General features: G+C 55.0%; 13 protein-coding genes. 9 read left to right on the top strand and 4 right to left on the bottom strand.

The annotated features are described in order from the left end of the window. Nucleotides 1-20: 20 nt before the first annotated feature. Nucleotides 21-1,430, bottom strand: coding sequence for a PhoH family protein (locus Q3Y66_RS14225; protein WP_008958119.1), 1,410 nt, complete (start codon nt 1,428-1,430; stop codon nt 21-23). 208 nt (nt 1,431-1,638) lie between these two features. Beyond that, nucleotides 1,639-2,508 (bottom strand): LysR family transcriptional regulator, encoded by an 870-nt coding sequence (locus tag Q3Y66_RS14220; protein ID WP_008958117.1) that lies wholly within the window; start codon nt 2,506-2,508, stop codon nt 1,639-1,641. Between the two features lie 115 nt (nt 2,509-2,623). Between Q3Y66_RS14220 and Q3Y66_RS14215 the strand changes: the two genes are divergently transcribed. Further along, entirely contained in the window at nt 2,624-3,490 is an 867-nt protein-coding gene (locus Q3Y66_RS14215; protein WP_008958116.1) for a cation diffusion facilitator family transporter, read from the top strand. 100 nt (nt 3,491-3,590) lie between these two features. Further along, nucleotides 3,591-3,863, top strand: coding sequence for a hypothetical protein (locus tag Q3Y66_RS14210; RefSeq protein ID WP_008958115.1), 273 nt, complete (start codon nt 3,591-3,593; stop codon nt 3,861-3,863). Nucleotides 3,864-3,936: 73 nt separating this feature from the next. Here the strand turns inward: Q3Y66_RS14210 and Q3Y66_RS14205 are convergent, their stop codons facing one another. Beyond that, nucleotides 3,937-4,122, bottom strand: coding sequence for a DUF3008 family protein (locus Q3Y66_RS14205; protein ID WP_008958114.1), 186 nt, complete (start codon nt 4,120-4,122; stop codon nt 3,937-3,939). A 236-nt stretch (nt 4,123-4,358) separates the two neighbouring features. On the opposite strand from Q3Y66_RS14205, the gene ybaK reads away from it, so the two are divergent. The 6 genes from ybaK to Q3Y66_RS14175 all read left to right on the top strand — a co-directional run bounded on the left by ybaK (nt 4,359) and on the right by Q3Y66_RS14175 (nt 11,485). Then, nucleotides 4,359-4,826, top strand: a complete 468-nt coding sequence (gene ybaK, locus Q3Y66_RS14200) for a Cys-tRNA(Pro) deacylase (protein WP_008958113.1) — start codon at nt 4,359-4,361, stop codon at nt 4,824-4,826. A gap of 134 nt (nt 4,827-4,960) precedes the next feature. Next, nucleotides 4,961-6,358, top strand: a complete 1,398-nt coding sequence (gene dbpA, locus Q3Y66_RS14195) for an ATP-dependent RNA helicase DbpA (protein WP_035586878.1) — start codon at nt 4,961-4,963, stop codon at nt 6,356-6,358. A 33-nt stretch (nt 6,359-6,391) separates the two neighbouring features. Continuing rightward, nucleotides 6,392-7,267 carry a PA4780 family RIO1-like protein kinase gene (locus Q3Y66_RS14190; RefSeq protein ID WP_008958111.1) on the top strand — a complete coding sequence of 292 codons (876 nt, stop codon included), beginning with the start codon at nt 6,392-6,394 and terminating at the stop codon, nt 7,265-7,267. A 161-nt stretch (nt 7,268-7,428) separates the two neighbouring features. Further along, complete coding sequence (locus Q3Y66_RS14185) at nt 7,429-8,475, top strand: AbrB family transcriptional regulator (RefSeq protein ID WP_238528534.1); 1,047 nt, start codon at nt 7,429-7,431, stop codon at nt 8,473-8,475. Between the two features lie 77 nt (nt 8,476-8,552). Beyond that, nucleotides 8,553-10,445, top strand: coding sequence for an ABC transporter ATP-binding protein (locus Q3Y66_RS14180; RefSeq protein ID WP_008958109.1), 1,893 nt, complete (start codon nt 8,553-8,555; stop codon nt 10,443-10,445). Nucleotides 10,446-10,477: 32 nt separating this feature from the next. Continuing rightward, complete coding sequence (locus Q3Y66_RS14175; RefSeq protein ID WP_008958108.1) at nt 10,478-11,485, top strand: NAD(P)-dependent alcohol dehydrogenase; 1,008 nt, start codon at nt 10,478-10,480, stop codon at nt 11,483-11,485. Nucleotides 11,486-11,574: 89 nt separating this feature from the next. On the opposite strand, the gene Q3Y66_RS14170 is transcribed toward Q3Y66_RS14175, so the two are convergent. After that, the gene (locus tag Q3Y66_RS14170) at nt 11,575-11,841 is read right to left on the bottom strand and encodes a hypothetical protein (RefSeq protein ID WP_008958107.1); all 267 of its coding nucleotides are present in this window, start codon (nt 11,839-11,841) and stop codon (nt 11,575-11,577) included. Nucleotides 11,842-11,998: 157 nt separating this feature from the next. Between Q3Y66_RS14170 and Q3Y66_RS14165 the strand changes: the two genes are divergently transcribed. Beyond that, a complete protein-coding gene (locus Q3Y66_RS14165; protein ID WP_008958106.1) occupies nt 11,999-13,147 on the top strand; it encodes a hypothetical protein in 1,149 nt (382 codons plus the stop codon). Nucleotides 13,148-13,152 lie beyond the last annotated feature (5 nt).

Here is a 13,152-nt window from a genome sequence, read left to right as displayed (position 1 = left end):
AGCGGCGGGAGGCAGTTGGGTTAAAGCAGCTCTTCTGCCGCCAGTGCCAAGCGTGAGCGCTCAACGCTTTTCAGTGTGATGTGCCCTGCGTGGGGCCAATCGCGGAAGCGTTCCACCACCGCCGCCATGCCGCAGGTGTTAGCCGTCAGATACGGCGTATCGATTTGCCCGACGTTGCCCAAGCAGACAATTTTAGTATTGCGCCCCGCCCGGGTAACTAGCGATTTGAGCTGTTTGGGGGTGAAGTTTTGTGCCTCGTCAATGATTAAGAAAGTGTCGTTTAAGGTGCGGCCGCGCATAAAGCTCGGTGAGCGTATTTGAACACGCGATCCAATTAACTGCCGTGTGGCGCCGTTGTCCCAGCTTGATTCCCCCTCCTCGTTGCGCAACAGGTTGTCCATATTGTCGTGGAAGGCCCCCATCCACGGCGACATCTTCTCCTCCTCCGTGCCGGGTAGAAAGCCAATATCTTCACCCATTGGGATAGGCGCGCGGGTAAACACAATACGCTCAAACAGCTTGGCATCCAGTGTCTGTTGAAAGGCGGCGGCCAGGGTCATGAAGGTTTTGCCGGTACCGGCATTACCTGCAATGGTCACCAGATCAATATCGGGGTCCATCAGGAGGTTTAAGGTGAAATTTTGCCGGCTGTCGTGGGCATGCACACCCCAGACGCCCGCGTGATGGCGGTAATTAGTTAGCAGTTGCAGACGAGCCGAGGAAGGCCCCAGTTCACGAATGATCGCCTCAAATTCGGCGCCGTTTTCGCTATCCGAGACCAGCATGCCAACGTGCCACTGGCGGGGCATGTTGCCAGTGAGCTGATAGAACGTGTGATGGCCAACACGCTCAACGGTCACGTCAACATTCAGCGTTTCCCAGAGTGACGCGCCATCATGGCCCGCTGAAGCGTAGACCTGGGCACCCTCGATCATGGCGTCGCTGTCGGAGAAAGCACGGTCGTTAAGGTAATCCTCGACCGGCACCTTCAATGCGGCGGCTTTAACACGAAGATTAATGTCTTTGGTGATTAGGATGACGGAGGCGTCAGGGCGCTCTTCGCGTAGGCGGCAGGTCTCCGCCAGTATGCGGTTGTCAGGGCTATCATCGAGTGAGTCAAAGAGCTTTAAGTCGTTATAGCATAAGAAGTGCAGGCGTCCTGTTTCGCCGCTGATTCGAGGAATGGGAATGCCGCGTTGAATCTCGTCAAAAGTGACTTGGCTAGTAAGGTCAGAGAGCGTACGGCTGATTTGGCGAGCCGTGCGAGCGATTTCACGAACACCGTTTTTGTGCTTATCAAGTTCCTCCAGCACTGTCATGGGGATAACAACATCGTGCTCATCAAAGTGATAAAGCGCGGTGGGGTCATGAATGAGGACATTGGTGTCCAACACATATAGCCGAGTGGCTTTCTTATCGAGTCGTACCATCGTTGGAATCACTCCTTGGTTGACGGCAACTTCGACACTGGCAGGTGCGTATTACGCCTAGATGACACTTGCCTGTGTCTCCCTCACGTGGCGTGTCCTGGCGGCTCCTTATTTAGCTATTTTTAATAGCGTGGAAGGCTTTGGTGTTTTTCGCCACAAAAAAGATTTCAACGATATGTCAGCCGGTTCTGTGTACTAGTTCTGTGTATCAGTTCTGGGAGGCTAAGAAGTGCGCCACCTTCGTCAATAAGGCAGTGGCAACCACGCCGCGATTATCGCTCTCCACATAGCGGTAGTAGTGGCTATCTAGCGCGAGGTCATGATTTAGTATGCCCAGGGTGCCAGCCTCCAGGGCGTCTTTTACCAGTGGGTAAGGCAGCAGCGCCCAACCGGTAGCGTTGATAACGGCATCGCGAATGACCTCAAACATCGTTAGCCCAAGATAATTGCCTGAAAACAGCGCTTCGCTGATCAGCTTGTCATCCTGTACGTGGGTCAAACACACTTGGGTGTACTGGGCTAAGTCGTCGCGGTTTACGCTAGGCAAGCGACTCAGCGGGTGTTTAGGCGCGGCCACTAAACGCATACTGACGGGAGCAAGATTGGCTGCGTTGGCGTCAATGCCTTCGGCGGTATACAGGCCGAAGGCAATATCCACCGTTTGGCGCTGCACAAACTGGGTATGCTCCTGGGGAGGCACTAAATACACCGAAATCGCGGTGAGCGGGAATTGCTGTTTTAAGTCATGCATCACCTGGCGCCAAAACACTTCAGGCAAAGCGTCATCGCGGGCAATGCAGAGTTGGCTTTCAACGCCCTGCAAATGTTGGTGGCAGTGCTTTTTGATCCGGCTGGCGCTGGTCAGTAACCGGTAGCAGTCGGGCAGCACACTATCGCCCACGGCGGTCAGCGTAAGGCTATTGCCAGAGCGCTCAAATAACGCCACACCCAGGCTGTCCTCTAACGCATTAACCGCAGCACTTAGGGTGCTCCGCTTGAGGCCAGTATGCCGCGCTGCGGCGGCAAAAGAGCCATGTTCGGTAACATCAATAAAGGCTTGAACCTGTTCCGCACGCATAATCGTTCCGCTGGATACATTGAGCGCCATTTAACTTGGCGCTGAGCGATTCGTGATTGTCATCACTCCCTTCTATTATGGCCCACAAATCGTCTAATGCTATGGAGTTATCCGCGTGACCCCCTTTGTTGCCGAGCGCCGTGCGCTAAAATTCTCAGCCATTTCAGCTAGCCTGTTTGCGTTTACCGGGTTAGCGCTAGGGCTTACCAGTGGTTCAATAACGATCTTGTTTGATAGTGGCTATTCGCTCTTAAGCTTAGTGCTGGCATCGCTGTCGCTATATGCCCTCAAGCAGGCGCGCAAACCAGCGGATGATCACTACCCCTTTGGGCGGCTGACGGTGGAGCCGCTTGCGGTGCTGCTCAAAGGCGTAGTGATCGCTATGGTGTGTATTGTGTCGCTGGTGTCCGCTATGTGGAGCCTGCTTGAGGGTGGCCGTCTGGTGACGCTGGATTTGGCGCTGATGTTTGGCGTCGCCAACGTAACAGGCTGTTTATTAACCTGGTGGTGGCTGGCGCGCTACGCCCGGGTTGCGCGCTCCTCGCTGTTAGCCGCCGAGTTGCGACAGTGGCAGATGGATACCTGGCTGAGTGCTGCTGTCATGCTCGGATTTGGGCTTACCTGGGTGTTGACCCAATCGCCCTGGGCCAGCTATGCGCGCTTTGCCGACCCGGTGATGGTGCTGATCATTGCAGGCTATTTCTTGCCTATGCCTATTCGCATGGTGAAGGGGGCATTACGTGAGCTTATGTTTGGCGGCTCATGCAGCAGCGTGCGCCAGAACGTGGTGGAAGATGTCGCTGATTTTGATGTCACCGCCGACGATGTGAGGCTTGCCCAGGTAGGCAGTTTTCTGATGGTGGATATTCAGCTCGACAAGCAGCAGTTCAACGACGCCCAAGAGATTGTTGATAGTGTCGAGCAGCGTTGTAAGCGGCTAAATCTGCGCCCAGTCACCAGTCTGACGCTGGTCGCTGGCTAAGGTGTACGAAAAAGATTGACGTTCTGTTTAAGGCAATGCTATTTAGCGCTACCGACAATAGGTGTCGGCTTACTATTGATACGTTGAGGGTTGTAAAAACATGCCATTGCGCCGCTGTTTACCCGTACTGCTGCTGACCGTTATGGTCGCTGGCTGTGCAAGTTCTACCATTGCCCCAAGCTATACCTCCAGCAATCCAGATGTCATGCGGATTGGCGGAGAGCGCCCAGCCAATCGCGATGCGACGGTAGAAAGCGCTGGATCGTTCTGCCTGGAAACTGCAGAACGCTGGAACGAGCATGGTCGTACGCCCGATGACCAAACGCTATGGGCAAAAGACACCCTGCGTAAAGTGGTGCCTTGCAAGCAGTAGCCGCTAATCAGGCAGTGCCAAAAAAACGCCAGCTTAACGAAGCTGGCGTTTTTGTTGATCAGCAAGCGGTTGATTAATCGTCTTTCTTTTGCGGCTTACCTTCACGCTTTGTACTCGCGAACTCTTCTAGTTCCTCCTCGCTCATCGAGTCATACATCTCTTTAGACGAACCATAAAGTTCACTGGGCTTGGTTTCTCCGCGCTTAGCGGAAAGTGCGGCGCCCGCCGCTTTCTGTTGTGCTTTAGAGGTTGCTGGCATTGCTGGACTCCTTTCGGTTAGCTTCCTTTTATCGACTGCACTGTTGAGCACTGAACTATTAAACACTGCACTGTTGAGCATAGTAGCTGGGGCGCAGCTTTCCAGAAGCATCAATCAGACCTTCCACCTGTTCTAATCGGTTGACTTTCTTTTACCTGTCGCGCTATTAACCTAAAGGGCGAAATGCGCCTGACAGTAAAATCCTTAGCATCAACGCTGTTAACCAAGAGAGCGACATGACACCGGCTATTAATAGCGCAAAACACGCAGGCTTTGCCTTTCAGCTTCATGAGTATGAGCACGATGCCTCCGCGCACTCCTATGGGTTGGAAGCGGCGGAAAAGCTGGGCGTAGCGGTTGAGCAGGTATTTAAAACGTTAGTTGTGAAGCTGGACGGTAAGCAGCTGGCAGTGGGCATTGTGCCGGTGAATTGCCAGTTAGGCTTGAAGCAGATCGCCCAGGCTGCTGGGGCGAAGAAAGCAACGATGGCGCAACCCGACGAGGTAGAACGCACTACCGGTTATGTATTGGGAGGCGTGAGCCCGCTGGGGCAAAAGAGGCGGCTGGCGACGTTTATCGATAACTCCGCAGAAAGCTTTCCCAACATTTATGTCAGTGCCGGGCGCCGAGGGCTCGAGATTGAGCTCTCGCCACGGGATCTCGCCACCTTGAGCCAGGCCACTTTTGTACCGTTGGCAACGTAATGTCGATGTGATGGCGGCGCAGGCCGAAGCACTTTCTGGTATGGTGCCGTTACGTTTGTGCGTCACTTGCCCTCCAGGGGGCGCACGCTGTGTTTCCGATGGCCGCCCACGTGTGGCCCAAGCAAGGTAATATCGTGTCTGACTCCTCTTTCTCCTCGTTAGCGTTGCCACAAGCTTTGCTGAGCAACCTTGCGTCCCTTGGCTACCATGAAATGTCGCCAGTGCAAGCTGAAAGCCTGCCGCCTATGCTGGCCGGACGCGATGTGCTGGCGCAGGCGAAAACCGGCTCAGGTAAAACGGCGGCCTTTGGCTTAGCGCTGCTGGCTAAATTGAAAGTAGAGAGCTTTGCGGTGCAAGGCTTAGTACTGTGCCCCACTCGTGAGCTCGCTGACCAAGTGGCAGAAGAGCTGCGCCGTTTGGCTCGTGGCATGGCGAATATAAAGATACTCACCCTTTGCGGGGGAGCACCGTTTGGGCCCCAGCTCGGCTCTTTAGAGCATGGCGCGCACATTGTTGTGGGTACACCTGGGCGTATTGACGAGCATCTGCGCAAAGGATCGCTGACCCTCGATTCGCTCTCGATACTGGTGCTGGATGAAGCCGACCGCATGCTGGATATGGGGTTTCAGGCCACCATCGATGACATCATTGCTGACACCCCGACTGACCGCCAAACGCTACTGTTCAGCGCGACGTTCCCCGATGAGCAGTCATCGGGCGGCCTAACGGTGATGACCCGCGGCGTAATGCGTGAGCCTGTGATGGTTAAAATCGCCGAAGTGCACGATGCCACGACGATTCAGCAGCACTTTTATAGCATCGCCGATGAAGACGCTCGATTTGACGCCCTGCGTCAACTACTGCTGGTCTACCGGCCTGCCACCAGTGTGGTGTTTTGCAACACCAAACGCGAAACCCAGGCAGTGGCTGAGCAGCTAACGGATGTCGGCTTTAGCGCCGTGGCGCTGAATGGCGATTTGGAGCAGAAAGATCGCGACCGTATATTGATTCTGTTTGCTAACCAGAGTGCTTCTATTCTGGTGGCCACCGATGTGGCCGCCCGCGGCTTGGATATTGCCCAACTGGACGCCGTGTTCAATTACCAGATCGCCCGCGAGCTAGATGTTCACGTTCACCGGGTAGGGCGCACAGGGCGTGCCGGGGCTAGCGGTATTGCCTGTACGCTAGTGACCCCTAAAGAGAGTTACCGGCTGGAGAGGCTAGAAGGTTTGCTGGAGCAACCTATTGCCACCGAACCTTTGCCTAAACCCCAGCACTCAGTGCCGTTTGAGCCGCTAATGGCGACGTTACAATTAGCCGGTGGTAAGAAAGATAAACTGCGCCCCGGTGACATTCTTGGCGCCCTGACCAGCGAAGGCGGGTTGCGTGGTAACCAAGTGGGCAAGATTAAAGTGCTGGCGCGCAGTGCCTATGTGGCCGTTGAGCGCGATGTGGTTCAGCAGGCCCAGGCCAAACTTGAGCGTGATAAATTAAAAGGGCGGGCTTTCCGTGTTCGCCGTATCCGTTATTGAACGCGTACCAAAGAGGAGCCGACGCAGCTAACCATGAAAATCCCTAAGCGATTACAGCCGCTGGTCGATGATGGAATGATCGACGAGGTGCTGGTGCAGTTAATGAGCGGTAAAGAGGCGCAGGTCTACGTGGTGCGCTGCGGTGAAGAAGTGCGCTGTGCCAAAGTGTTTAAAGAGGCCAAACAGCGCAGCTTTAAACAGGCTGTTCAGTACCAAGAAGGGCGTAAAGAGCGCAACAGCCGCCGTTCCCGGGCAATGGCCAAAAAAACCCGTTACGGCCAAAAAGAGCAGGAGCAGGCATGGCTCAACGCCGAAGTCGATGCGCTTTATCGCCTTGCCTCTGCAGGCGTACGGGTGCCCGAGCCCCACGGTTTTGTCGACGGTGTGCTGCTGATGGAAATGATCAGCGATGCCGAAGGCAATGTGGCGCCGCGCCTGGACGAAGTGACGCTAACGCCAGAGCAGGCTGAGACCTACTACGCCAAAGTCATTCAAGACGTGGTTAGGATGCTGTGCGCAGGTTTGATTCACGGCGATTTGTCGGAATTTAATGTGCTGGTCGATGCTTCTGGCCCGGTGATTATCGATTTACCCCAGGCTGTCGATGCGGCGAGTAATAACAGCGCAGCGGCCATGCTTTATCGCGATGTCGATAACATGCGAGATTATTTCGGTAAGTACGCACCAGCGCTTCTGAATACCGAATATGGCAGAGAGATGTGGGCGCTTTATGAAACCGGCGAACTACATCCGGATAGCAAGCTCACCGGCCACTTCGATGCCGATACCCATATTGCTAACGTCGATGAGCTGATGGAAGTCATCGACGATGCCAAAGAGGAAGAGGCCGACCGCCAGGCGCGTATGCGCGATGATGATGACGACGGCGAGATTCCGCAGCCTTACTGAATCAGCGCAGTTGATAGCCCTTGAGCAATAGTCCTTGAAGAACAGCCCCGGTCAATAGCCATAGCTGACGTAAATCGATATCCTTAGCTTGTTAACGGTTGTTGGCCGCTCGCTTCTTGGCAGGGCTGCCAGTGAAAACATGGCTAAGGTGAGGAGTGCGTGTGAGGGGCAGCGTAAAGGGAGTGTCGGCAGGAAGTGCAAAAGCGCTATTAACATCGTTAGCCATTGGCGCCGTCGGCGGTACGCTGTTTCAACTGACCGGATTACCCCTCGCCTGGATGCTAGGCCCCTTGATTGCCAATCTGCTGGCTTCTTCACAAGGCGTGAAGGTCGCGGTACCCGAATCGCTGCGTAACGTGTTTCTAGCGGTAATGGGCATGGTATTGGGTAGCCAGGTGACCCCACAGTTAGCGCACCGCGTACTGGACTGGCCTGTTTCCGCCGCGCTATTACTGCTAGGGGTGGCAGCTTCCACCGCCGTTGCCGCTGCCTGGTATCGCCGCTGTGGTTTTGACCCGGTCAGTGCCTGGTTTGGCGCTTCTCCTGGTGCCATGACAGCGATGATCCTGCTGGGTGAAAAGTGTGGCGGGGACCCGCAACGCATCGCGGTGGCGCAGTCTCTGCGGGTCATTTTAGTGATTCTATTTCTTCCGCCGCTGTTCTGGGCCTACGAGGACGGTGGCGACAGCATTAGCCCTGTTCACAGTGGCTTGGAACATGGCTGGATGCTATTGATGATCCCGCTAATATTGCCGCTAGGCCGCTGGCTGCGAATTCCCAGCCCCGCATTACTGGCACCACTGCTAGTCGCGGCTTTATTATCCGGTAGTGATATGGCTAGTCTCGCTCTGCCAGGGTGGGGGATGAACCTCATGCTATGGGTGTTGGGCAGTGCCATTGGTTCGCGCTTTCAAGGCATGACACGCAAGCTTTTTGGCCGCTATTTATGGCAGTCCGGCGTGGCGACGCTGTTAGCACTGCTGGTACTGGCGCTGTTTGCCGAGCTAATCCACCAGCTGTTGGGCGTCGGGCGCGATGTGGCGCTACTGGCGCTGGCACCCGGTGGCATTGGTGAAATGGCGATCCTAGCGGTAGCGCTAAATATCGATCCGGTATTTGTTGCCTTCCACCACTTACTGCGTATGGTCACCCTAATGATCATTGCCCCGTTCTGGGCGCGCTGGCTGATGCGCCGTTCCGCCGCCTGATACTCGAACAATCCAACGTTAAATTATAAAGAACCTAAAGACCGTCAATACCAACGCCAGTGACGTAAGGAAACATCATGCTATCGCGTGTTTTACAGCCGCTATTTCGTTATTTCGAAACACGGGTTAACCCTTACCCAGAAGGCGAGGTCAAAACGCCGCCTAAGGGCTTAATGCCGTTTATTGTGCACTTTTCCCGTCCGATGCTGCCGCTGTTACTGCTCATGACGCTGTTCACGGCGCTGGTGTCGGCAGCTGAAGTGGTTTTCTTCAGCTACATGGGTCAACTAGTCGATTGGCTGGGCAACGTTGAACGTGCAGGCTTTTGGGCTGAAAACGGCCTGTGGCTTGCTGGCCTGGGGCTAGTGCTGCTGATCGGCTTGCCGCTGTTGGTGCTGATGCAGTCACTGGTCACCCATCAGAGTATTTTCGGCAACTACCCAATGATCGGCCGCTGGCTATCCCACCGCCATATGCTGAGCCAGAGCTTGGCATTTTATCAGGATGAATTTGCCGGGCGGGTGTCGCAAAAAGTGATGCAAACGGCGCTGGCGATCCGCGAGACCGTCACCAAGGTGATGGATTTATTGGTCTATGCCATCGTCTATTTCACTGGCGCGGCCTACCTGCTGGGCCGGGCGGATCTGTTGCTGCTGATTCCGCTGGGCTTATGGCTAGTGGGCTACCTGGCGATCATGCGCTATTTCGTACCGCGTCTGCGTGATGTCTCCATGGATCAGGCGGACGCTCGTGCCCAGATGACCGGCCGCGTGGTGGACAGCTACAGCAATATCCAAACCATCAAGCTGTTTGCCGATACCGAGCGCGAGCAGCGCTACGCCAAAGACGCGATGGAAGGCTTTATGGTCACCGTTCACCGCCAGATGCGCTTAGTAACGATCATGAGCGTGGGATTGACGCTGCTCAACACGGCGCTGTTGGTGGGTACTGCGGCCATGGCGATCAGCGCCTGGTACACGGAGGCGATTTCCCTGGGCGTTTTGGCGATTGCCATCGCGCTGGTCATGCGTATCCGCTTTATGTCCGACTGGATTTTGTGGGAAGTCGCCGGGCTGTTTGAAAATATTGGCACGGTTCAAGATGGCATGAACACCATCGCTCAGAAGCCAACGATCAACGATGCGCCCAATGCGAAAGCGCTTCAGGTTCCCCATGGCGAAATTGTGTTTGACGCGCTGCGCTTTCAATACGCCCAGGCGAAAGGGGAGAGTAAAAACGTCTTTGATGGACTCAGCCTGACCATCAAGCCCGGCGAGAAAATCGGCCTGATCGGCCGTTCCGGCGCAGGTAAATCTACCCTGGCCAATCTGCTGCTGCGTTTTTATGACTTGCAAGGTGGGCAGATATTGATCGACGGGCAAAACATTGCCGAGGTGACTCAAACCTCCTTGCGCCACCAGATTGGCATGGTTACCCAGGACACCTCGCTGCTGCACCGCTCACTGCGTGACAACATCCGTTACGGCAGCCCCCACGCCAGTGATGACGACGTTTGGAACGCGGTGTGCCGCGCCCATGCAGATACCTTTATCAATGATCTGGTCGACCCGAAAGGGCGTCGCGGACTGGATGCCCATGTGGGCGAGCGCGGAGTGAAACTTTCCGGCGGGCAGCGCCAGCGGATTGCGATCGCCCGGGTGCTGCTCAAAAACGCCCCGATTCTGGTTCTGGACGAGGCCACCTCGGCGCTGGACTCGGAAGTGGAGGCCGCTATTCAAGAACAGCTGGATACGCTGATGGAAGGCAAAACGGTGATTGCCATTGCGCATCGGCTGTCGACCATTGCCATGCTCGATCGGTTAATTGTGGTGGATGAAGGGCGCATGGTGGAAAGCGGCACGCATCAGCAGCTGCTTTCACACAACGGCATTTATGCCAGCCTCTGGCAGCGCCAGTCAGGTGGCTTCCTGGGGCTTGATATCGATGGCAACGACCCCAACCAACAGTAGATACATACATCACTGTACATACTGAGGTAACGATGAAAGCGATCAAGCTGAATCAGCCCGGCGGTTTGGACAAGCTGGACGTTGTCGATATGGACGCGCCTGGTGAACCGGGCCCTGGTGAAATCCGAGTACGTCTACACGCCAGCTCGCTGAATTTCCACGACTATGCTGTGGTCGCCGGAATGATTCCAACGGAAGACCAGCGCATTCCCATGTCTGATGGGGCCGGAGTGGTAGAGGCGGTCGGTGAAGATGTCAGCGAATTCGCGGTGGGCGACCACGTGGTATCCACCTTCTTCCCGCATTGGCTTGAAGGCCCGGCTAGAGTAGGCGATTTTCGCACTACGCCGGGCGACGGCGTAGACGGCTATGCCCGTGAGCAGGTTGTGCGCCCCGTGGAGTGGTTTACTCATCAGCCCAAGGGTTACAGCCATGCTGAGTCAGCGACGTTAACGACCGCGGGCTTAACCGCTTGGCGGGCCTTAGTGGTCGATGGTGACATTAAAGCGGGTGATACTGTGCTGGTGCTGGGCACCGGCGGGGTCTCCATTTTTGCACTGCAGTTTGCCCGCCTGATGGGGGCGCGTGTGATCGCCACCTCATCGTCGAATGAAAAACTGGCGCGGCTGCGGGAAATGGGCGCCGAGCACACCATCAATTATAAAGAGACGTCTGAGTGGGGTAAGCGAGTTAAAGAGCTTACCAACGGTGAAGGCGTTGATCATGTTGTCGAAGTGGGCGGCCCTGGTACGCTACCGCAGTCCATTGAAGCAGTAAAAATTGGTGGTCATATCGCCCTGATAGGCGTGCTCACGGGGCGTGAGGGTGAGATACCGACAGCTAAATTAATGGCCAAGCAGGCGAGTTTGAAAGGCTTGATCGTCGGCAGTCGTCGCCAACAGATCGAAATGATCCGTGCACTCGAAACGTTCGATATGCATCCGGTGATTGACCGGGAATTTCCGCTGACAGAAATCGCTAACGCCTTTCACCACCAGGAGTCTGGTCAGCACTTCGGTAAGATTTGTCTAACGTTTTAAGCCAGTTGGCATAGTCATTTCTACAATCGCTATAGCCAGAAAGCTTGCACGCCTAGCCGAACTTGTGGGCGTGCAAGATCAAATTCACGTTATTCCGGCAATAGGCTATAGACTACCCCCTTTGCTTCAAGCTCAAGTATTTCTTTGTAGGGCACTGTAATCCCTTCCACATCGCCTGGCGTACGGTGGCTGTTTTTAATTTCAGTTTCTGGAATTACTTTCACGCCAAACAAGCCGACATGCTGAATTCTGGCACTAAATCGATTACCTTCATGCTCGATCAATAGCCGCTCACCAGCAATGCATTTTTCTAATTTGGCGTGTAGCTCTTCTTCGCTGACCTGAACAACACTCATCGCTTTCTCCTTTAGCTGTTGCCTACGACATCCGTCCTATAAGAGCGTTAAATACTGCTTTTAACGACTTTATTTTAGACTATAAGTTCGGTTATGAGGTTAGCCATTAGGAATGCCGTGCTAAAGTGCTGGTATTTCTAGCGACAGGAACAGGTACATGGGGGAGCAGCCATCATCAGCCGACACACCTTTGTGGGAAGTCGTTGAGCTTGATCAATTTCATACCCCCGAGCAGACCCAGGCCAGCCAGTGGAGACGTTCATTACGCTCGGCGTCAACATGGCTAGTAGGCAAGAGCGCTGCCGAGCAGCAAGTGAAAGAAGAGAGCGAGCTACACGCGCTACCTGAGGTTCGGCTGGCGCATCTAGTGCCACCCATCGATTGGTCGTTTGCAGCTAAGGCGTTAGCGCAACAGCTTGAAAGCTGCGAAGCACCGGTCACCTTTTTTATTACCCCACCTCATAGCGGCCATACATCGGTGGTTAAACAGTGGGCGGAAGAGCACCAAGTTGCCTGTTTACCGCCACCCACGCTTAACGAACTCACCAAGGGGGGTACTGAGTGGGTAGAGCGTTGTGTCAATCAACAAAAGTGGGCAGTGCCGGCCCTTGAGCGCCACTTTTTACGCCATACCCAAGGGATTCAGGGTATTCGTGAGTTTCTTGAGCGCGCTTTAAGCGGCCGTCTGGGACAGGGCGTGATTGGCTGTGACAGCTGGGCCTATGCGTATCTTCAGCAGGTGATCGGAATTGATGGCGCGCCGGTGTTTACCCTGCAATCGATGGAGGGTGAGCAGCTGTCACACTACTTTGCGGCGATGGCGACTCATGAGGGGCAGCCTCCAGCGGTCTACAGTACGCGAACCGGCAAGCAGGTATTGTCCGATTCAGCCTCTAAGCAAAACGGTAAAGCGCCTAATAAAGAGCTCCAGCGCTTAGCGGCTCACTGCCGTGGTCATATAGGACTTGCTTGGCACTACTGGCGCGAGCGGCTGCGTGAGCCAAAAGCAGAAGATGAAGAGGCCCTATGGCTGGTGGATGCCCTCGCCGAGGCGGAGCTTTCCGCCGACACCGGGGACATCGCCACACTGGTACTGCATGCGTTACTGGTTCATGGCGGTCTGGATGACCACGCTCTAGGAGATGTGCTGCCGTTCTCACACCATGAAGCACTGAATGCCCGTTTAGCCCTGCAACGCAAAGGCATTATTTCAAGTTGCGAAGGGCGCTGGCAGATCACACCGCTAAGCTACGCGAGCGTTCGTCAGTTATTGGCGTCGCGTAATTATCTGGTCGACCCTCTTTAAGCAGC

Source organism: Halomonas sp. HAL1, from assembly GCF_030544485.1.
Classification (GTDB): domain Bacteria; phylum Pseudomonadota; class Gammaproteobacteria; order Pseudomonadales; family Halomonadaceae; genus Vreelandella; species Vreelandella arctica.
This window is presented reverse-complemented; position numbering and strand designations above follow the sequence as displayed.

Bases quoted from the DNA above. Each gene is read 5' to 3' on its own strand.
- Q3Y66_RS14190 (WP_008958111.1), top strand. From the start codon at position 6,392: ATGAAAATCCCTAAGCGATTACAGCCGCTGGTCGATGATGGAATGATC.
- Q3Y66_RS14220 (WP_008958117.1), bottom strand. From the start codon at position 2,508: ATGCGTGCGGAACAGGTTCAAGCCTTTATTGATGTTACCGAACATGGC.
- ybaK (WP_008958113.1), top strand. From the start codon at position 4,359: ATGACACCGGCTATTAATAGCGCAAAACACGCAGGCTTTGCCTTTCAG.
- Q3Y66_RS14225 (WP_008958119.1), bottom strand. From the start codon at position 1,430: ATGGTACGACTCGATAAGAAAGCCACTCGGCTATATGTGTTGGACACC.
- Q3Y66_RS14180 (WP_008958109.1), top strand. From the start codon at position 8,553: ATGCTATCGCGTGTTTTACAGCCGCTATTTCGTTATTTCGAAACACGG.
- Q3Y66_RS14170 (WP_008958107.1), bottom strand. From the start codon at position 11,841: ATGAGTGTTGTTCAGGTCAGCGAAGAAGAGCTACACGCCAAATTAGAA.
- Q3Y66_RS14165 (WP_008958106.1), top strand. From the start codon at position 11,999: ATGGGGGAGCAGCCATCATCAGCCGACACACCTTTGTGGGAAGTCGTT.
- Q3Y66_RS14175 (WP_008958108.1), top strand. From the start codon at position 10,478: ATGAAAGCGATCAAGCTGAATCAGCCCGGCGGTTTGGACAAGCTGGAC.
- Q3Y66_RS14205 (WP_008958114.1), bottom strand. From the start codon at position 4,122: ATGCCAGCAACCTCTAAAGCACAACAGAAAGCGGCGGGCGCCGCACTT.
- Q3Y66_RS14210 (WP_008958115.1), top strand. From the start codon at position 3,591: ATGCCATTGCGCCGCTGTTTACCCGTACTGCTGCTGACCGTTATGGTC.